Annotated in this window: 17 protein-coding genes; 6 read left to right on the forward strand and 11 right to left on the reverse strand. The window is 66.6% G+C overall.

The genetic code is table 11. The annotated features are described in order from the left end of the window. Nucleotides 1-210 precede the first annotated feature (210 nt). Complete coding sequence (locus tag SPHI_RS10105; protein WP_076744804.1) at nt 211-1,260, forward strand: mannose-1-phosphate guanylyltransferase/mannose-6-phosphate isomerase; 1,050 nt, start codon at nt 211-213, stop codon at nt 1,258-1,260. 262 nt (nt 1,261-1,522) lie between these two features. Here the strand turns inward: SPHI_RS10105 and SPHI_RS10110 are convergent, their stop codons facing one another. The 3 genes from SPHI_RS10110 to SPHI_RS10120 form a co-directional block, all read right to left on the reverse strand. Then, nucleotides 1,523-1,879, reverse strand: a complete 357-nt coding sequence (locus SPHI_RS10110) for a GntR family transcriptional regulator (protein WP_076744805.1) — start codon at nt 1,877-1,879, stop codon at nt 1,523-1,525. A gap of 47 nt (nt 1,880-1,926) precedes the next feature. Then, nucleotides 1,927-3,213: a homoserine dehydrogenase gene (locus SPHI_RS10115; RefSeq protein WP_076744838.1), complete on the reverse strand. Its 1,287-nt coding sequence runs from the start codon at nt 3,211-3,213 to the stop codon at nt 1,927-1,929. A 226-nt stretch (nt 3,214-3,439) separates the two neighbouring features. Beyond that, a complete protein-coding gene (locus tag SPHI_RS10120; protein ID WP_076744806.1) occupies nt 3,440-3,733 on the reverse strand; it encodes a PspC domain-containing protein in 294 nt (97 codons plus the stop codon). A gap of 218 nt (nt 3,734-3,951) precedes the next feature. Here SPHI_RS10120 and SPHI_RS10125 point away from each other — a divergent pair, with 218 nt between their 5' ends. Beyond that, a complete protein-coding gene (locus tag SPHI_RS10125) occupies nt 3,952-5,913 on the forward strand; it encodes an OPT family oligopeptide transporter (protein WP_076744807.1) in 1,962 nt (653 codons plus the stop codon). Here SPHI_RS10125 and SPHI_RS10130 read toward each other — a convergent pair. The 3 genes from SPHI_RS10130 to queF form a co-directional block, all read right to left on the reverse strand. Further along, nucleotides 5,891-7,171 carry a glycoside hydrolase family 130 protein gene (locus SPHI_RS10130; RefSeq protein WP_076744808.1) on the reverse strand — a complete coding sequence of 427 codons (1,281 nt, stop codon included), beginning with the start codon at nt 7,169-7,171 and terminating at the stop codon, nt 5,891-5,893. The two genes, SPHI_RS10125 and SPHI_RS10130, sit on opposite strands and share 23 nt — an antisense overlap. A gap of 48 nt (nt 7,172-7,219) precedes the next feature. Beyond that, entirely contained in the window at nt 7,220-9,487 is a 2,268-nt protein-coding gene (locus SPHI_RS10135; RefSeq protein WP_076744809.1) for a glycosyltransferase family 4 protein, read from the reverse strand. 127 nt (nt 9,488-9,614) lie between these two features. Then, nucleotides 9,615-10,058 (reverse strand): preQ(1) synthase, encoded by a 444-nt coding sequence (gene queF, locus SPHI_RS10140; RefSeq protein ID WP_076744810.1) that lies wholly within the window; start codon nt 10,056-10,058, stop codon nt 9,615-9,617. A gap of 86 nt (nt 10,059-10,144) precedes the next feature. Here queF and SPHI_RS10145 point away from each other — a divergent pair, with 86 nt between their 5' ends. From SPHI_RS10145 to SPHI_RS10155, 3 genes are read left to right on the forward strand one after another with little or no spacing between them, the layout of a single operon-like run. Then, nucleotides 10,145-10,981 carry a sulfurtransferase gene (locus tag SPHI_RS10145; RefSeq protein ID WP_076744811.1) on the forward strand — a complete coding sequence of 279 codons (837 nt, stop codon included), beginning with the start codon at nt 10,145-10,147 and terminating at the stop codon, nt 10,979-10,981. Continuing rightward, on the forward strand, nt 10,978-12,171 hold the full coding sequence (gene metC / locus SPHI_RS10150; RefSeq protein WP_076744812.1) for a cystathionine beta-lyase: 1,194 nt from the start codon (nt 10,978-10,980) through the stop codon (nt 12,169-12,171). The genes SPHI_RS10145 and metC overlap by 4 nt, the downstream gene beginning before the upstream one ends. A 23-nt stretch (nt 12,172-12,194) precedes the next feature. Then, nucleotides 12,195-13,484: a mechanosensitive ion channel family protein gene (locus tag SPHI_RS10155; RefSeq protein WP_076744839.1), complete on the forward strand. Its 1,290-nt coding sequence runs from the start codon at nt 12,195-12,197 to the stop codon at nt 13,482-13,484. Between the two features lie 166 nt (nt 13,485-13,650). Here the strand turns inward: SPHI_RS10155 and SPHI_RS10160 are convergent, their stop codons facing one another. The 5 genes from SPHI_RS10160 to SPHI_RS10180 form a co-directional block, all read right to left on the reverse strand. Then, nucleotides 13,651-14,061, reverse strand: coding sequence for a DUF3035 domain-containing protein (locus SPHI_RS10160; protein WP_076744813.1), 411 nt, complete (start codon nt 14,059-14,061; stop codon nt 13,651-13,653). Continuing rightward, complete coding sequence (gene lspA / locus SPHI_RS10165) at nt 14,054-14,566, reverse strand: signal peptidase II (RefSeq protein WP_076744814.1); 513 nt, start codon at nt 14,564-14,566, stop codon at nt 14,054-14,056. Before lspA ends, SPHI_RS10160 begins: the two co-directional genes overlap by 8 nt. Continuing rightward, nucleotides 14,563-17,505 carry an isoleucine--tRNA ligase gene (ileS, locus tag SPHI_RS10170; protein ID WP_076744815.1) on the reverse strand — a complete coding sequence of 981 codons (2,943 nt, stop codon included), beginning with the start codon at nt 17,503-17,505 and terminating at the stop codon, nt 14,563-14,565. The genes lspA and ileS overlap by 4 nt, the downstream gene beginning before the upstream one ends. A 154-nt stretch (nt 17,506-17,659) precedes the next feature. Next, complete coding sequence (locus tag SPHI_RS10175) at nt 17,660-18,586, reverse strand: bifunctional riboflavin kinase/FAD synthetase (protein WP_076744840.1); 927 nt, start codon at nt 18,584-18,586, stop codon at nt 17,660-17,662. A 69-nt stretch (nt 18,587-18,655) separates the two neighbouring features. After that, nucleotides 18,656-19,135: a dihydrofolate reductase gene (locus tag SPHI_RS10180; protein ID WP_076744816.1), complete on the reverse strand. Its 480-nt coding sequence runs from the start codon at nt 19,133-19,135 to the stop codon at nt 18,656-18,658. A 316-nt stretch (nt 19,136-19,451) separates the two neighbouring features. On the opposite strand from SPHI_RS10180, the gene SPHI_RS10185 reads away from it, so the two are divergent. Next, nucleotides 19,452-20,162 carry an FkbM family methyltransferase gene (locus tag SPHI_RS10185; protein ID WP_076744817.1) on the forward strand — a complete coding sequence of 237 codons (711 nt, stop codon included), beginning with the start codon at nt 19,452-19,454 and terminating at the stop codon, nt 20,160-20,162. Nucleotides 20,163-20,219 lie beyond the last annotated feature (57 nt).

Raw genomic sequence — 20,219 nt, forward strand, 5'->3', positions numbered from 1 at the left:
CTTCGTTCCGAGCGAAGCCGGGGGACTGGCCATCAGCCACACCGCGCGTCGCACGCGCCTCAACCCTCGACACGAACGAGAGCGGAGGTTCCTGCCGATATGGATCGATTCCGCGTTTAATGCATTTAGCCGCGGGGCATCTTCCACTTTCCAACACGCGGCCAGATCGCCCATCGGGTCGCGCCCATCATCTGTGAGGAGCTACTGCGCATGACGTCGATCGTCCCCGTGATCCTGTCCGGCGGGTCGGGCACGCGGTTGTGGCCAATGTCGACGCCGGAGCGCCCCAAGCAGATGCTCCCGCTCACGGCCGAACAGACGATGCTTCAGCTAACTGCCGCGCGTGCCTGCGGCGAGCGTTACGATGCGCCGATCGTCGTCGCCAACGCGCGCCACACCGACATGATCGAGGAACAGCTGGCCGCGATCGGCTGCCGCCCGCAGGCGCTGATCCTCGAACCCATGGGCCGCAACACCGCCCCCGCCATCGCACTTGCCGCACTGTGCGCCACCAATGCAAGCGCGCCCCTGCTGGTGATGCCATCGGACCACGTCATTGAGGATGTCGAGGCGTTTCGCGCCGCCATTGAGTCCGCGCTGCCGATGGTTGAGGAGGGCTGGCTGGTGACGTTCGGCATCACCCCCGACGCGCCGGAAACCGGCTATGGTTATATCAAGATCGGTGAGCCGATCGCACCGGGTGTCAACCGCGTCGACCGCTTCGTTGAAAAGCCGCCGCGTGCGACTGCCGAAGAGATGCTGGCGAGCGGCGGCTACGCCTGGAACGGCGGGATCTTCCTGTTCCGCGCCGATTATTTCCTCGATGCACTGGCGCAGCACGAGCCGGCGATGCTGGAGGCAGTACGCCGCTCGGTCGCAGAGGGCGAGCGCTCAGGCACCCATATCCGCCCTTCGACCCGCGCCTTCGCCGAAGCCACCAGCCAGTCGATCGACTATGCTGTGATGGAGAAGTCGGATCGCGTCGCCGTGGTGCCCGTCACCATGGGGTGGAACGATGTCGGCAGCTGGGATGCGCTTCACGCGATCAGCACTGCCGACGCCTCGGGCAACGCGATCCGCGGCGAGGTGATCGCGCTGGACACCAACAATTGCCTTGTCCGCAGCGACGGCTTGCGGATCGCCATGGTCGGCGTCAGCGACCTGATCGTGGTCGCCTCCGGCAACGACGTCCTGATCCTCCCCCGCGGCCGCAGCCAGGAGGTCAAGACGTTGCTCGAAGCGATCAAGGGCACGCAATAAAGCGCTCATCGATCCGGACGTAAACTCCAAACGCGTCCGTCACCCTGAACTTGTTTCAGGGTCCACCCGTCCACGCTGGCGACCGATCCTTGGGAAAGGTGGATGCTGAAACAAGTTCAGCATGACGGCAAGAAGGTCATGATGCGCACATCACGGTGGCGGCCGAAGCGCTTGGAATATACGTATGGCGGGCTCAACAGCGCAGCTCGTCCGGCCGCCGATCCCATCGGCGAGACTTAGTACCTTGGCCGCCTCTGCAGTTTCAGGCCTGCTCGCGCTCCAGCAGCGCCGCGGCATCCAGCCCGAGCAGATCGATATACGCCCGGATTCGCGGCCATTGCTGGCTCACGAAGGCCTCGCGCTCGGCGACGCACAGCCGCTCCGCGGCGCCCGGCAGAACGAACATGCCCACCCCGCGCCGCACCTCGACATAGCCTTCGTCCTGGAACGACTGATATGCCTTGGCGACGGTCAGCGGGTTCGCGCCATGTTCGGCCGCCAGCGCGCGAACCGAGGGCAGTTGATCGCCAGCCCGATAATCGCCGCGCAGAATCCCTGCAGCGATCGTGCCGCGCAATCGGATATAGACCGGGCTGTCTTCGCTGTTCAGCGCTGTCATGCTGCCTTAATACAGCAAAGGGCAGCAAAAGCCAATCCTAACCGCCCTTAATCGAGGATGTGCATCCACAAGGGCTCGCCCGCCAGACTCTGCGAACCACGTAGCCGCTCGAGCGCGGCGCCGATGTTCGACTCGGGCGCCTCATGCGTCACGATCACCACCAGCGCCGTGCCATCGGCAGACGCAGCGCGCTGGATCAGGCTCTCGATCGATACATTGGCGTCCCGCATTGCCGCCGCGATCTCGGCCAGCACGCCCACCCGGTCGGCAACGGCAAAGCGCAGATACGCCCGCCCGCGCCGGTCACCCGCCGGTGCCGCCGACGCTTCGGTCAGCGCAGCCACCGGCATCGCATAGGGCGGACCATATTCACCGCGCGCGATGTCGATCAGGTCGGCGACCACGGCGCTCGCAGTCGGCCCATCACCAGCGCCCGCACCCTGGAACAGCAGCCGCCCGACAAAATTGCCGTCCGCCACCACCGCGTTGGTCGATCCGGTGACATGCGCCAAGGGGTGACCGTTCGACACCAGATGCGCGTGCACGCGCTGGAACAGCCCGCCCGCGCCCGCCTCCGCCATGCCGACCAGCCGTATGCGATAGCCAAGCGCCGCCGCCTCCGCGATGTCGGCTGCGGTGACGTGGCGGATGCCGCTGATCGCGGCATCACCGAACGCAGGCCGCGTCCCGAACGCGACGGAGGAGAGGATCGACAATTTGTGCGCGGCATCCACGCCATCGATGTCGAACGACGGATCTGCCTCGGCATAACCAAGCGCCTGCGCCTCGGCGAGCACGTCGGCGAAATCGCGCCCCTCCGCCTCCATCTTGCTCAGGATGAAATTGCAGGTACCGTTCAGGATTCCGTAGACGCGCTCGATCGCATTGGCCGCCGCGCCCTCGCGTAGTCCCTTGATCACCGGGATCCCGCCGGCCACCGCCGCTTCGAACTTGAGTGGCACCTTGGCCGCTTCCGCCGCTTCCGCCAACTCCAGCCCGTGATAGGCGAGCATCGCCTTGTTCGCGGTCACGAAGCCCTTGCCGCCCGCCAGTGTCGCCCGCGCCAGCGCCAGCGCGGGCCCGTCCGCACCGCCGACCAGTTCAACCACGACGTCCGCATCGCAACGTGCCAGCGCCGTGGTGTCGTCGACCCACTCGAACCCGCTGATGTCGACGCCGCGATCCTTGGTGCGGTCGCGCGCGGACACGGCGACGATCTCGATCGGCCGCCCCGCCCGGCGCGCGATCAGGTCACGATTCGCTTCCAGCACGCGAATAACGCCGCCGCCCACCGTCCCGAGCCCCGCCAGTGCCACCCGCAATGCAGTCGTCATCATAACCCCCTCGTCGAACCTTGCGACCTAGGGGCTCGCAGCGAGCGTGTCGACCGCGCAACTTGTGCGAAAACAATGCACGGAACGGACTAATCGACATCGTCTCACCCTTTTGGGGGATGCGCCGCCATCCAGGTTGAGCGACAACATAGCTGCGACCCAAGCTCGTGAAGTTCACGGGCACCTGCCCGGCGCTCCCCCCAGAGCGCCGGGCACTTCTTTTTGGTCACGCCGCCTTGGCGAACACCAGCTCCTCGGGCTCATTGCCCGCCATCGGCAAGCGCGCTGTCGATCGCTGCACAGCGGCCGCACGACGACTGGGAAAGGCTATTCGCGACACCAGCACGACCAATCCAAGCGCCAGATAGGTCACGATCACTCCGATCGGCTGAATCACGAACGTCGCGCCCAGTGCCAGGCGCAGCCACAAGGGGTTGAAGCCGAAATCCTCGCCCAGCGCATTGCAGATGCCCAGCAGATTGTCCTTGGGGGCGGCGAGCGGCGTGCTGTTGGTCGTCATGATCTATCGGCTCCGGTCGGGAACGGCGCATCGCCGTTCGATTGCCCAAGCCAGTGCAGCAACCATGCCAGATAGGATTGCGCTGGAGAAACAACCTCTTACCCGCAAGCTCAACGACAGCCCGTGCGCCATGGTGGCAAATCGCGCCAGATAGTGGCGCCGCACACACCAATGTTGCTGCTTGGCCGATCGCGCAACCGCCGTGTAACAGCGACGCCATGAGCGCGCCCTCCAAGCCGATCGCCGAACTCACGCTGCGCAGCATCCTGCTCGGCGGGTTGATCACCCTCTTGTTCACCGCCGCCAACGTGTACCTCGGCCTGAAGGTCGGGCTGACTTTCGCAACATCGATCCCGGCGGCGGTGATCTCCATGGCGATCCTGCGCCACTTCAGCGGCTCCTCGATTCTCGAAAACAACATCGTCCAGACGATCGCGAGCGCGGCCGGCACGCTGGCGGCGATCATCTTCGTGCTCCCCGGGCTCGTCATCATCGGCTGGTGGCAGGGCTTCCCGTTCCATCTCACCGCCGGCATCACCGCATTGGGCGGCGTGCTCGGTGTCATGTTCTCCGTCCCGCTGCGCCGCGCACTCGTGGTCGAAAGCGACCTGCCCTATCCCGAAGGGCGCGCCGCGGCCGAGGTGCTGGAGGTCGGCGCTGGATCGCGCGAGGGCGCGGCGGAAAGCGCCGCCGGGCTGCGCCTGCTCGTCAGCAGCGGCATCGCCTCGGCCGGCTTCGCGATCCTCACGCAGATGCGCCTCGCCGTCGCCGAGGCCGGCACCTGGTTCCGCGTCGGCAGCGGCGCGACCGGCATTGCCGGCGGGCTGTCCTTCGCGCTGTTCGGCGTCGGCCATCTTGTCGGCCTGTCGGTCGGCCTCGCCCAGCTCGTTGGTCTCATCACCGCCTGGTTCATCCTCCTGCCGCTGCTCACCGCCGCGCGGCCGATGCCGGGTGAGGTCGAGGCCTGGGCCGGCACCGTCTTCAGCCAGGACGTGCGCTTCTTCGGCGCGGGCGTTATCGGCGTCGCGGCGGTGTGGACGCTGGTGCGGATCGCGCGCCCGGTGATCGGCGGGATCGCCTCCGCGCTTGCCGCGAGCCGCGCGCGCCACGCCGGCGAAGTGCTGGCGCTTGAGGAGCAGGACCTGCCGATCGGCGTCGTCGCGGGCGTGTCGCTCGCGCTACTGCTGCCGATCGCGTGGCTGTTGTGGAGCGTGGCCAGCACCGGCCCGATCGCCGGCTCGGCCGCCGTGCTGGTCGCTGGCGCACTGGTCTTCGTGGTCGTGATCGGGCTGATGATCGCCACCGTCACCGGCTATATGGCGGGCCTGATCGGCGCGTCCAACTCGCCCGTCTCGGGCATCGGCATCCTGTCGATTCTCGCCGCGTCTTTGCTGCTCGTCGGGCTGTTCGGGCGCGACCTGCCGCCGGACACCACCGCCGCGCTGGTTGCCTATGCGCTGATCGTCACCGGCCTCGTTTTCGGCATCGCGACCATCGCCAACGACAATCTGCAGGATCTGAAGACCGGCCAACTCGTCGGCGCCACCCCATGGAAACAGCAGGTGGCCTTGGTGATCGGCGTCATCTTCGGCTCGATCGTGGTGCCGCCCGTGCTCGATCTGCTCAACACCGCCTTTGGCTTCGCGGGCGCACCGGGCGCCGGGCCGAACGCGCTCGCCGCACCACAGGCGGGGCTGATCTCCTCGCTCGCCAAGGGCGTGCTCGGCGGCGATCTGAACTGGTCGATGCTGCGCTGGGGCGCGCTCGCCGGCCTGGGCTTCGTCGCGCTGGACGAGGCGCTCGGTAAGGCGGGGCGGATGCGCCTGCCGCCGCTCGCCGTCGGCATCGCCATCTATCTGCCGATGGCAGTCATCCTGCCGGTGGTGCTCGGCGCGCTGATCGGCGCGGCTTATGATCGCTGGGCCGATCGCACCGCCGATCCCGAACGCGCCCGCCGCATGGGCACGCTCACCGCCACCGGCATGATCGTCGGCGAAAGCCTGTGGGGCGTCGGCTTCGCGGGCATCGTCGCCGCCACCGGCAGCGATGCGCCGCTCGCCATCGTCGGCGAAGGCTTCGCACCCGTCGCCCTGATCGGCGGCACCGCGCTGTTCGCGGGCCTGATCGGCTGGCTCTACCGCGGCACCCGCCGCGCCGTCACATCAATGCCAGCAGCTTAGAAATTTCGACGAACGCAAAGCCGACCGAGCTGTCCGCGATGCCATAAGGCATGAACAATTTGTCGCCGTGCCGCATCGCCCCGCAGGTATAAACAACGTTCGGCACATAGCCTTCACGATCCTGATCGGCCGCGGCAAGGATCGGCTCGCGCGTCCGGCCGAGCACCTTGGAAGGATCGTTCTTGTCGAGCAGCGCCGCGCCGATCGAATATTTCCGCATCGCTCCGACGCCATGCGTCAGCAGCAGCCAGCCCTCGTCCACCTCGATCGGCGGGCCGCAATTGCCGATCTGCACCAGTTCCCAGGGGAAGGCGGGCGTCAGGATCAGCTCGCCATCATCCCAATGGTCGAGCCGGTCCGAACGCAGCAGATACAGGTTCTCGCCGTCCTGCCGCCCGATTGATAGATATTCGCCGTTCACCGGGCGCGGGAACAAGGCAATGCCCTTGTTGCGCGCGGCCGAGCCGGTCATCGGCACCAGATCGAACGCCCGGAAATCGCGCGTGCGCATCAACTCGGACTGGATCCTGGAGCCGTTATAGGCGGTATAGGTGCCCAGCCACTCGGTCGACCCGTCGTCATGGGTGAAGTGGACGAGGCGCAGATCCTCCAGCCCCTTGGCCTGCGCCTCGGTGATCGGGAAGATTACGGTGCCCGACAGCGTTGAATCGCGGTTGCGATGCACCGTCACCGGCCCGGTCGGCATTTCGGGGCCGTCGATGCCATGCGCGTCGGCAGCGGTGGCGAACGGCGGCTCCGGCGCCAGCTTCAGCTGGTTGTCGGCGGTGATGATGCCTTCACGGAAAGCGACCGAGGAAATGTGTCCCTCGCCAACCGCGCGGCAGCTCAGCACGATGCGCTGCGACCCCGGCGGCATGCCGGACTGGTCGAAATGCGGCACCGCGCTGGGATTGGTCAGCGCCGCCGCGGCATAGCTATATTCGTGGCAGAAGTAGGCGCCGATCAACTGACGCTTTTCCTCGTCGATATCGCCGTTCAGCCCGTGGATCTCGGCAATCTCTTGGTAGCGGGTCATGAACACGCGCCGCGTCTGCCAGTGGCGCGCCTCGAAATCCTTGAGCACCACGGCAAGCTGCTCGCCCGCCTCCTCGGCCGACATCGCGAGCACCGCGTCGATCATGCGCTGCGATCGGCTTTGCCCCTGCCCGTTGATCGCAGCGCTCGAGATATGGAACGGCCGCACGACAACGCGCGACGGATCGGCGGTCAGCCGCAGCCGGTGATTGAACAGGTCCAAGGAGAAGGCCTCGCGTTGCGGTCCGTTTTATCGACGCGCCAGAGCGGGTTATGCGACAGCGCGCCCCGTTCCTGCCACGCCTTGTGCAGACTTTGAAAGCCCCGAAATCGCGCAGCTCGACAATTGCAGCGCCAGGATCGATTCGGCGCCCTGGTTGCGATTGAGCCCGGTCGGCATCAGCCCGTCAAAACAGCCGCCATCCTGAACCGTGGCAAGCGGCAGATCGAGATCGTTCAGGCCGAGGTACCAGCCATAGGCCCGCTCCGCCTCGGCACGCCACTTCTCGTCGCCGGTCGCCGCATAAGCGGCAACGCACGCTTCAACCGTGGCTTGCGCCTCCAGCGGCTGCTGATCGAACGGCAGCGGCGGCGCGTAAGGGCGCCCAAAGCTTTCCGAGCCCACCGCGCGGAAACGCCCCTCGGGGCTCTTCTGCTGCTCGATGATCCATTCAAGCGTCTCGAGCCCGGTCTCCACCACATCGCGGCGAGCCAGCGCCTGCCCGGCGCGGATCAGAGCCTCGGGCAGGCGGGCGTTGTCATAGGCCAGCACTACCTCGAACCACACCCAATCGGGCCGGCGCGCGGTGTCTAGCAACGCTTTGTGTTCGTCTGGGAAACGGGTGAGGATCGAATGCGCCAGCTGATGCCCCGGCGATGCTTCCAGCATCGCCGCAGCGCCTAGCATCGCGAAGCTCTGCGCACGTGGACTGCCCAGCTCAAAGGCCAGGCTTGCCGTCATGTCGAACATCATCGTCGCCCAGTCGCGATGCTTGCGGCTGCGCGCGTCGCGGGCGGTGACGCCCAGCGACCATAGCGCGCGACCGTTCGAATCCTCCGACCCCGTCTCCTCGCACCAGGTGCGATCGAAGTTCATGAAGTTGCGGAAGCGGCGCTTGTCCGGGTTCCAGGCATATTGCACGAACGAGGCATAGACCGTGGTCCATTTGTCGCGTGTTGCGTCGTCCAGATCCTCCATCGCGCTCATCAGGATCAGCGCGCGGGCATTGTCGTCGATGCAATAGCCATGGCGGCGATCCGGCACCGAATAGATCGAATGCTGGAGCATGCCGGTGGAATCGCTCATCCGCTCGACCGCGGAAAGGTCGGGCTTCAGCGGCTTGACCGGCGCGGAGGACGCGATCCGTTGCGGGCGGGCATCAACGATCGCATTGATTTCGTTCATCGCTCGCTCCGCTACCCGTGACCAGGTCATCGTCCGTCCACGCTCATAGGCCCGCTGCGACAGGCGGGTGCGATTGCGCTCGCTGCCCAGCAGATCGTTGATCTCACGCGCAAAGGCCGCGACGTCACGGAAATCGACCAGCACGCCATGGCCATCCGCCAGAATCTCGGTGGCATGCACATAAGGCGTTGAGATCACCGCCTTGCCGACGCCCACCGCATAGGACAGCGTCCCGCTCGTGATCTGCGCGGGGTTCAGATACGGCGTGACGTAGAGATCAGCCGCCTGCAGATAGTCGATCAACTCGTCCTGCTCGACGAAGGCGTCGACAAAGAGGACGTTCTTCTCGATCCCCTTTTCGCGCACCAGCGCATTCAGGCTGTCGCGATACTTCTCGCCTTCATGCGCCACCAGGTTGGGGTGAGTCGCGCCCAGCACGACGTACATCGCTTCGGGATGCTGTTCGACCACGCTCGGCATCGCTTCGATGACGGTCTCGATCCCCTTGCCCGGCGCCAACAGGCCGAACGTCAGGATCACCTCGCGCCCGTCCCAGCCGAAGCGCGGCTTGAACGCTGCCGGATCGGCAAACTCGCGGTCCGGGACGCCGTGCGGAATGGTGACGATCGAGCGCGGGTTGGCGCCATGGACACGCGTCAGGATCTCGCGCCCGCGCTCGGCCATCACGATGATCTTGGCGGCGCGGCGCAACAGGCCTTCCATGACCGACCGCTCGTCCGCGCTCGGCTTTTCCAGCACGGTATGAAGCGTCACGATCAGCGGCAGCGTGGTGCGATCGAGCAGCGCCAGGATATGCTCGCCCGCCGCGCCGCCATAGATGCCATATTCGTGCTGCACCCAGATCGCCTGCGCGCCCGATGCCTCGATCGTGCGCGCGGTTTCCAGATAGGCCGAACGGTCGTTCTGCGGGATCGTGCCGGTCACCTCCGGCGGATAATCGTAGCGGCCGGGGTGATCGTCCATCGCATAGACGTCAACCGCCAGGTCCGGAAAGCGACTGATCAAGGCGTTGTACGTATCGGTCGTGAACGTGGCCAACCCACATTTGCGCGGCAGGAAATTGCCGATCAGCGCAATGCGCTTGATGCTGTCCGATGCGACCGCCTGGTTCATCCTCTGATGCCTTCGCTGATGATAAAGATCGCCTTGTTCACAGGGCGTTCAGCCCACATAACGGGCAGAAAGCGGCTTGGTTGCGTGATCTGCTGCAATGCAATGCGAAAGCCGCGTTTGATCGAGATCAACCGCGTCCGCGGTACGATGGAACGCCCTGGTCGGGCACCCACAGGTCCGCCGGTGGCGCGCCAGTTTGCCAGAATACGTCGATCGGAATGCCGCCGCGCGGATACCAATAGCCGCCGATGCGCAGCCATAGCGGCTTCATCTCCGCCACCAGCCGCTCGCCGATGCCGACGGTGCAATCCTCATGGAACGCCGCATGATTGCGGAAGCTGCCCAGGAACAGCTTCAGCGACTTGGATTCGACGATCGTCTCGCCCGGCACATAGTCGATCACGATATGCGCGAAATCCGGCTGGCCGGTCACCGGGCAAAGCGACGTGAACTCCGGCGACACGAACCGCACTAGGTAATTGCGGCCGATCCGCGGATTGGGAACATAGTCGAGCACCGCTTCTTCCGGCGTGGTGGGAAGCGGGCTGGTCTTGCCGAGATGAAGTGTCATGCCCGCCAGATAGGGGCGCGGGTGCGATCATGCCAGTTCGCGCGCGCCGCTTCGACAAACCGCTGCCGGCGGCTAAGACAAGGGCCATGGAAACGCTTGCCTCGACCGAATGGCTCGCCGACGAACTCGGTGCACGTGATCTCAGGATCGCCGACTGCAGCTGGTTCCTGCCTGGCGAACCCCGCAACGCGCGCGCGGAATATGACACGGCGCACATCCCCGGTGCCGTCTTCCTCGACCTCGCCGAGATCGCCGCCACCGACACCGATCTGCCGATGATGCTCCCCGGCCCGGAGAAATTCGCCAGCCGCATGGGCAAGCTCGGTCTCGGCGACGGCACGCGCATCGTCCTGTACGACGATTCGCCCCACCACACCGCCGCGCGCGGCTGGGCGATGCTGCGCAGCTTCGGCATCAGCGACGTGGCGATCCTTGACGGCGGCCTGGAGAAATGGCGCGCCGAGGGCCGCCCGCTCTCCGCCTACACGGAAACGCCCAAGCCCCGCCACATCACCCCCCGCACCCACGGCGCCGGCATCCGCAATCTCGCGCAGATGCAGGCGGCGGTCGCCAGCGGCAGCGAGCAGATCGTCGACGCCCGCTCCCCCAGCCGCTTCGCCGGCGCCGAGCCCGAGCCGCGCCCCGGCGTCACGCCCGGCCACATCCCCGGCTCGACCAACCTTTACTACGCCCGCTTCTTCAACGCCGACGGCACATGGAAGCGCGCCGACGCCCTGCGCGCGCTGTTCGACGAAGCCGGCATCGACCTCGACCGCCCGACGGTCGCCACTTGCGGCTCGGGCGTCACCGCCGCGGTGATCGCCTTCGCCGCGCAGCTGCTCGGCCGCGAGGTGCCGATCTACGATGGCAGCTGGGCCGAATGGGGCGCCCACCCCGCTACTGCCAAGGAAACCGGCGCATGAGCGAAGACCGCACAATCGCCGACGCCACCCGCGTCGTCACCGCCGGCCGCCGCCCCGAATGGACCCAAGGCATCGTCAACCCGCCCGTCTGGCGTGCCTCGACCCACCTCTACGGCTCGGTCGCCGAACTCCGGGCGAACGGCGCCCGCGACACCCACCACCGGCTGTTCTACGGCCGTCGCGGCGGCCCCACGCAATGGAGCCTCGCCGACGCGCTAACCGAGCTCGAACCCGGCGCCGAGGCGACCTTCCTGTACCCCTCCGGCGTCGCCGCGATCGCCGCCGCCCTGCTCTCGGTCCTTTCGCCCGGCGACGAACTGCTCGTCCCCGACACGGCCTATGATCCCACGCGATCAATGACCACCGGGCTCCTGAAACGCTTCGGCATCACCACCCGCTTCTACGATCCGCTGATCGGCGGAGGCATCGTCGATCTGATCGCCGACACCACCCGCGCGATCTTCATGGAGAGCCCCGGCAGCCTCACCTTCGAGGTGCAGGACGTCCCCGCGATCGTCGCCGCCGCCAAGGCCCGAGGCGTCACCACGATCCTCGACAACACCTGGGCCACCCCCCTCTTCTTCCGCGCGATCGAGCACGGCGTCGATCTCACGATCCTCGCCTGCACCAAATATGTCGTGGGGCATTCGGACGTGATGCTCGGCAGCGTCACCGCCGCCCCGTCGCACTGGCGCAAACTGCGCGAAACCAGCTTTCAGCTCGGTCAGGTCGCCAGCCCTGACGACGCCTGGCTCGGCGCGCGCGGCCTGCGCACCATGGCCGTCCGCCTTGCGCAACATCAGGCGAGCGCACTGCAGATCGCCCGCTGGCTAGACACCCGCCCCGAAGTGGCCCGCGTCCTCCATCCCGCGCTCCCCTCCTGCCCCGGCCACGAGACGTTCGCGCGCGATTTCACCGGCTCAAGCGGCCTGTTCTCCTTCGTCCTCGACGGCGGCGACGAGGCCTCACGCGCCGCGCTGATCGACAGCCTGCACCATTTCGGCATCGGTTATTCCTGGGGCGGCTTCGAAAGCCTCGTCACCCCTGTCGATCCCGAACGTCACCGCACCGCCACCACGCCCGACTTCCCCGGCCCGCTCGTCCGCCTGCAGATCGGCCTGGAAGATCCCGGCGACCTGATCGCCGATCTCGCCCAGGCGCTCGACCGCTTCCGCGAGGCACGCGGGTGAATTCGCTCGAAACCTGGCTCGACATGAACGGCCTCGCTTTGCCTTCGCGCTTCGATGCGCTGGAGGCGGCGATCGCCGGCGCGCTGATGATCGTCGCGCTGGCCTGCGGCGTGTTCGCCGGCCGCAAGTTCGGCCCCACCGCCGCCGAGCTATGGAAGACGCATGTCGCCCATCATGGCGAGGGATTGTGGGAGCGAATGCCCGCGATCATCCGACACGGCACCGCCGCGCTGATCGCTGCGATCGTCATGGCGGCTTATGGTTGGTCGACTTGGGGTGGCCTCCCGATCGGCATCGCGCTGGGCAGCGCGGCCGCACTGACCGGGCACCAGGTGCTGCGCGGGCTCGGCATGCCGCGCTGGGCCGGCTGGCTCGTCGCCGTCGTCCTGTTCGTCGCACTGTTCAGCCGCGCGGTCGGCGGCCTGGACGCAATCACGTCGACGCTCGACGGCGTCGGCGTCGACATCGGTCGCCGCCGGCTGTCGCTGCTCGCGATCATCACCGCCCTGCTCGTCATTGTCGTCATCGTTGCGGTGGTCCGCCTTGCGAACCGAGTCGTCAGCCATGCAATCAGCCGCACCCAAACGCTCGATGCGACGCAGAAGCTGCTCGGCCAGAAACTCGCCACGATCGCCATCGTGGTCGCTGCCTTTTTCTTCTCGATTGATCTGCTCGGCATCGATCTCACCGCCTTTGCCGTCTTCTCCGGCGCGCTCGGCCTCGCGGTCGGCTTCGGCCTGCAAAAGACCGTCGGCAATCTGATCGCGGGCATCATCCTGCTGATGGATCGCTCGATCAAGCCGGGCGACGTGATCGTGGTGGGCGACAGCTTCGGCTGGGTGAACAAGATCGGCGTGCGCGCCGTCAGCGTCATCACCCGCGACGGCAAGGAGCATCTGATTCCCAACGAGAATCTGATGACTCAGGAGGTGGAGAACTGGTCCTTCTCCGATCGCAACGTCCGCGTCCGCATCCCCGTCGCGGTCAGCTACGATTGCGATCTCAGGCTCGCGCAGGAATTGATGTTCGCCGCCGCCAAGGAGTCCCCGCGCGTCCTTTCCAGCCCCAAGCCCAATGTCTGGCTGACCGCATTCGGCAATGACGGCGTCGAGCATGAGATCCTCGCCTGGATCAGCGACCCCGAAAGCGGTGTCGGCAACGTCCGCTCCGACGTGCTCAACCGCTTGTGGTGGAAGTTCAAGGAAGCCGGTATCGCCATCCCGTTCGCGCAGCGCGACATCTACGTTAAGGAATGGCCGCGCGGGCCGTTGACGGTGGGTGGCGATGGTTCGCCAGAAGCGTCCACCGCCTGACCCACGGCTGATCGTCGGGAACGCGCGCCACCCACCCGTCACCCCGGCCCCGTGCCGGCTCCGCTCCTCCGCAAACCCAAGAGTGCGCGGCCAGGTGGATGCCGGGACAAGCCCGGCATGACGAAATAGGCTAAGGCAACCGCAGCCTACTCGGCCCCCAAACCCCTCACTTCGGCGCGTTCGCCCGAGCGTCCTGCCCGTCGCCTTCCGGCGCCGCGATGATGTCGCGGGTGGTCTGTCCCTTGTCGACCACGTTGGTCTGCGGATCGCCGACCGACGAACGGATGCCGGCATCCGCCGAATCCTCGCCAGCCGCCTGAAGCGCCGCGGTCTCGCTCGCGCTGCGCGGCGCGCTGCCGAACAGCGCCTCCAGCGTCTGGGCCTGTGCGGCGCCGGCGGACTGCACGCGCGCGGCGCCCGGCGTCGGCGGCACCAAGGCGAAATCGGGCGGGATGATCAGCGACGGCTGGCGCGCCACCGCGAATTCGTCCGGCCGGTCGCGGTTCAGGCCGTTGCTCGCGCATCCGGCCAGCAGCACCGCCGACGCCGCGAGCGCCGCACCCACGAACTTACGCATTCACATTCTCCGTCATTCGCGCCGGCTTATCGCGGATCAGCAGCGCGCGCACCAGCAGAATGAGCACGCCCACCGTGATCGCGGCATCGGCCACGTTGAACACCAGAAACGGCCGCCATTCGCCGAAGTGCAAGTCCGCGAAATCGACGACATAGCCCAGCCGCACACGATCCAGGATGTTGCCGATCGCCCCGCCCAGCACCAGGCCAAGCGCGATCTTGTCCGCGCCCTTTTCCTCGCGCCACATCCAGAAGGTGACGGCAACCGCGATCGCAGCGGTCATCGCCACCAGTGCCCAGCGCGCCACATCGCTTTCCGCGCGCAGCAGCCCAAGGCTAACCCCCATGTTCTGCACGAACCTGAGATCGAAGAACGACACCACTTCACGCGATGCGCCGAGAAAGTTGATACCCAGCGGCCCGGTGACGATCCACTTGGTCAACTGATCGATTACGAACACCGCGCCCGCGACGATCAGCCCGATGATGGGCGTGCGGCGGGTCACGCCGCCACCTCTTCGCCCACGACGGACTCACAGCGCGCGCACAAGCCATTGTCTTCGGCCACTTCGGGCAGCAACCGCCAGCAGCGGCCGCATTTGTGATAGTCGGTCCGGCTCACCGTCACCGTATCGCCCGCCGACACCTTCGCCACGATGAACGCCTCCGCCAGTTCCGCTTCGGGCAGCGGCGCCTCTGTCACCGTCACTTCGGCTTCCAGGCTGGAGCGCACGACCTTCTCGCGCCGCAACGGCTCGATCGCCTCGGTCACCCGCTCGCGAAGCCCGCGCACCGCGAGCCAGCGCGCGCTGACATCCTCACCCGCTTCCGCCGGCAGCTCGGGCCAGTCGAGGAAATGCACCGAGGTGTCCTCACCCGGGAAGCGTGCCTGCCACACCTCTTCTGCGGTGAACACCAGCACCGGCGCCGCCCACCGCGTCATCGCGTGGAACAGCACGTCCAGCATCGTGCGATACGCCCGCCGCTTCACGTCGCCGGCCGCGTCGCAATAGAGCGAATCCTTGCGGATATCGAAGAAGAACGCCGACAGATCCTCATTGGCGAAATCGGTCAGCAACCGGACATAGCCGTTGAAATCGAACGCCTCGATCGCGGTCTTCAACTGCTTGTCGAGCGCATGGACGAGGTGGAGCATGTACCGCTCCAGCTCGGGCCATTCGCCCACCGGCAGCCGCTCCGCCTCCTCGAACCCGTCGAGCGCGCCGAGTAGGTAACGGAACGTGTTGCGCAGCTTGCGATACTGGTCCGCCACTCCGGCGAGGATCTCCTTGCCGATGCGGTGATCCTCGGTGAAATCCACCGACAGCGCCCACAGCCGCAGGATATCCGCGCCATAATCGCGCATCAGATCAAGCGGATTGATCGTGTTTCCAAGCGACTTGGACATCTTCATGCCCTTGGCGTCCATCGTGAAGCCGTGCGTCAGCACCGCATCATAAGGCGCCCGCCCGCGCGTCCCGCAGCTTTCCAGCAGCGATGACTGGAACCAGCCGCGATGCTGGTCCGATCCCTCGAGATAAAGGTCCGCCGGCCACGACAGCTCCGGCCAGCGCCCGCTCTCCAGCACGAAGGCGTGGGTGCAGCCCGAATCGAACCACACGTCGAGGATGTCGGTAACCCGCTCGTAATCGGCGGGATCACGCTCCGGCCCCAGCAGCGCCGGCATCGCCGCCTCGCTCCACGCATCCACGCCGCTTTCCCTGAACGCCGCCACGATCCGCGCATTCACCTGCGCATCGACCAGCGGCAGCCCCGTCCGACGATCGACGAACAAGGCGATCGGCACACCCCAGGCGCGCTGGCGCGAGATCACCCAGTCCGGCCGCCCCTCGACCATCGCGCCAATGCGATTACGCCCCTTCTCCGGCACGAATCGCGTCGCCGCAATCGCGGCCATCGCGCGGTTACGAAGCGTGTCTCCTTCTTCTCCCCTCCCGCTTGCGGGAGGGGTCGGGGGAGGGCTTGTCGAGACGGCAGCGTCCGCGGACACGCCCTCCCCTAGCCCCTCCCGCAAGCGGGAGGGGGACTGGATCGGCTTGTCCACCGCAATGAACCACTGCGGCGTACACCGGAAGATCACCTTCGCCTTCGACCGCCACGAATGCGGATAGCTATGCTTGAAGTCGTCGCTCGCCGCGACCAGCGCGCCAGCTTCGCGCAGATCCGCACAGATCGGCCCATCGCTCGCCACGAACTTCTTGTTGATAACGCTCCCCTGCCCGCCGAGCCACGCCCAGTCCGCGCGGTACATGCCCGCGGCATCGACGGCGAACACCGGTTCGATCCCGTTCGCCTTGCACAAAGCGAAATCGTCCTCGCCATGGTCGGGCGCCATGTGAACCAGCCCGGTGCCCGCATCGGTGGTGACGAAAGCGCCCGCCAGCAACGGCCGCGGCCGCGCGAAGAAATCGCCCAGCGCGTGCATCGGATGTCGCGCCACCGCGCCCGCCAGCTTGTCGCCGGTAAACGCCGCCAGCACCGTCACCGTGCCCGCCGCATCGCCGATCTTCACCACCACGGGATGCCCGATCCGCGCGCCGAAGCTCTCCAGCAGATCGCGCGCCACCAGCAAGGTGCGTGGCCCTTCCGCCATGTCGTCGAACCGCGCGAGGACGTATTCGACCTCCGGCCCGTACGCCAACGCCTGGTTCACCGGAATCGTCCACGGCGTCGTGGTCCAGATCACCGCATGCGCACCGACCAGCTCGGGCAGGAGCGGCGCCTCTACGATCTCGAACGCGACGTCGATCTGAGTCGACACCACATCCTCATATTCCACCTCGGCCTCGGCCAGCGCAGTCTTTTCCACCGGGCTCCACATCACCGGCTTGGCGCCGCGATACAGCTGTCCCGTCTCGGCGAACTTCATCAACTCGGCAACGATCGTCGCCTCCGCCGCAAAGTCCATGGTGAGGTACGGCTTGTCCCAATCACCGTTGATGCCCAGCCGCTTCAGCTGCTCGCGCTGCGTGTTCACCCAGCCTTGCGCATAGGCGCGGCATTCGGCGCGGAATTCCTCCGCGGGCACCTCGTCCTTGTTGCGCTTCTTTTTCCGATATTCCTCCTCGACCTTCCACTCGATCGGCAGGCCGTGGCAGTCCCAGCCGGGCACGTAGGGCGCGTTCTTCCCCAGCAAAGTCTGGGTGCGCACCACCATGTCCTTCAGGATGTGGTTCAGCGCATGGCCGATATGCATATCGCCATTGGCATAGGGCGGGCCGTCGTGGAGGATGAACTTGGGCCGATCGGCGCGCTGTTCGCGCAGCCGCTGGTACAGCCCCAGCTTCTGCCAGCGCTCCAGAATCGCCGGCTCTTTCTGCGGCAGCCCCGCCTTCATCGGAAAGTCGGTCTTCGGCAGGAAGACGGTGTCGCGCCAATCCTTGGTTTCGGAAGCGGGCGCTGCGGGGGGAGTGTCGTCGGCCATAGAGCGCCGCGCATTAGCGCGCCTCGCGAGGCAAAACAAACGCCGTAGCCAAGCAAGCTACGTCACCCCGGACTTGATCCGGGGTCCCGCTTCTTCTTCTGGCCACGGGCAAGGCAGCGGGACCCCGAGTCGAGCCCAGGGTGACGAAGCAACGTCAGCGCGCCAGCACTACCCGCGCCCGCTCGCAATCCCGCTCCATCTGCGCCTTGAGCGCCTCCAGCGTGTCGAACTTCGCTTCCGGCCGCAGATAGTCGATCAGCGCCACCTCGATCACCTGGCCGTAGAGATCCTCGGAAAAATCGAACAGATACGGCTCCAGCAATTCCTTGGGCGGGTCGAAGCTCGGTCGGATGCCCAGGTTCGCCGCCCCGTCCACCACCCGCCCATCGGCCAGGGTCACGCGCACCGCATAGATGCCGTACGCCGGCCGGAGGTAATTGCCGAGATCGACGTTCGCAGTGGGATAACCGATCTCGCGCCCCAGCTTGTCGCCATGCCGCACCTCGCCCGCGATCGCGAACGGCCGGGTCAGCAGCGCCGCGGCATCGCGCGGCCGCCCGTCGCGCAGCGCAGCGCGGATGCGCGTGGAGGAAACGGTCTCACCGCCCAGCTCCACCGCCCCTACCGTGTCGGTCGAAAAGCCATGCGCCCGCCCGAGCATACCCAGCCCCGCGACGCTGCCCGAACGGCCCTTGCCGAAGGTGAAATCCTCGCCCGTCACCACGCCTGCGACGCCCAGCTGCCCCAGCAGCCGCTCATGAACGAACGCCTCGCTCGACAAGTCCGCCATGGTTTCGTCAAAGGCGAGCACCAGCACCGCATCCACGCCCGCCGCGCGCATCAGGGCGGCGCGCTGCTCCAGCGTGGAGAGGCGGAACCACGGCGTGTTCGGCTTGAAATAGCGCATCGGATGCGGATCGAACGTCGCCACCAGCGCCGGGCGCCCTTCCGCACGGGCCCGCTCGACCGCCCGGCCCACCACCGCCTGATGCCCGAGGTGAAAGCCGTCGAAATTGCCCAGCGCGACGATGCCGCCGCGAAGATCCTCGGGCAGCGTCGCGCTACCGTCCAGCCGAATGATCCCGTGCTGCTCCATGCAACGGCGCATAGCCGCGCCCGTCCGCACACACCAGTGTCGGCGCGGTCCCGTTCAGCGATGCAGGGTCACGAAGCTGTACGCCGGGCGATCACCCTCTGCCGCATGATCCTCCCGGAACACCTCGTGCCAGCCGGTGAACGCCGGCACGACCGTGTCTCCAGCCGGCGCGGCATGAACCTCGGTCAGTTCCACCCGGTCGGCGCGGTCGAGAAACAGCGCGAACACCTCGGCCCCGCCGATCACCGCCGCATCCGCGCCGCCCCCCACATCGGCCAACGCCAGCGCTGCGTCCGGCGTGTGCGCCACCTCCGCGCCCGTCGCCGCCCAGCCGCGATCGCGCGTCAGGACAATGTGGCGCCGCCCCGGCAGCGGCGCGGGAAAGCTCTCAAACGTCCGTCGCCCCATGATCATCGGTCGACCCAGCGTCTGTGCCTTGAAGCGCTTCAAGTCCGCCGGCAAATGCCATGGCAGCCCGCCGTCGCGCCCGATCACACCGTTGCTGGCCCGCGCGAGATGAAAGCTGATCGTCATCGCGTCGCGATAGCAGCCGAAACGGTGGCAACGCCACCGGCGCAGGCCGGGGGTGCCCCCGCCTGCAACAGCCAAGCCGCCAAAGTGGCCGTGGTAATGGTGACAAGATAGTCCCGCATGGCGCTCTCTCCCTATCGACTACGGTTGTAGTCGTCAACGCTGAACGCCGGATGAACTCGCCGAACTCCGACCACGTCGGTCGGGCCGCAGCCTCACCAGCGACATCCGATGCGGATCATGTTCCCCGCCGGCCGCCTCGACGCCCGAACGACAAACAGGCACTCCGGGCACGCAGATCACATCCAGAAAGAGTGTCATGCCCAGCATCCAAGGATTGGCGCGCCGGACGTATAACGGGTTCAACAAGGGGCTGGCGCGCGTCGTCATCCCGCGCCTTCTGGCAGAGCCGGGCAAGAGCCTCGCGCTGCGCGCCCTGGGCGAAGGCGCCGGCGCCTGGACCGTCCCTGCGTCGCTGATCACGCCGGATTGGATCTGCTATTGCGTCGGCGTCGGGCTGGACGCGACGTTCGATATGGACCTGGCCGAACAATGCGGCGCTCAGGTCATCAGCTTCGATCCAACGCCTCGCGCCGTCGCCTATATGGAAGGGCTGGCGCACCGGCGCCCCAACCACCGGTTCGAACCGGTGGCGGTGTGGAACAGCAACACCACCCTGCAATTCTACGCGCCGATGAACAACAACCACGTCAATCTTTCCACACGCGACATTCACGCCACCGGAAAGTACGTGCTGGTTCCCGCCGAAACCCTGCCCTCGATCATGGCCCGCCTCGGGCATGACCGGATCGATCTGCTCAAGATCGATATCGAGGGATCATGGGACATCGTGATCGCCGATCTCGCGGAACGGCGGATCGCGCCCAAGGTGCTTTGCGTCGAGTTCGACACCCCCACCTCCCCGGCCAAGGTGCGCCGCGCGGTCCGCTCGCTCGCCGGCCTCGGCCTCAGGCCGATCTACCAGCAACGCGACAACGTCCTGTTCGTGCGCGACGATCTGCTTCGGTAATCGGCCCGCTCGCACAAAAAAAGGGGCCGCCGAAGCGACCCCCCTCTCTCATTCCAT

This window comes from Sphingomonas jeddahensis (assembly GCF_001981525.1).
GTDB lineage: Bacteria > Pseudomonadota > Alphaproteobacteria > Sphingomonadales > Sphingomonadaceae > Sphingomonas > Sphingomonas jeddahensis.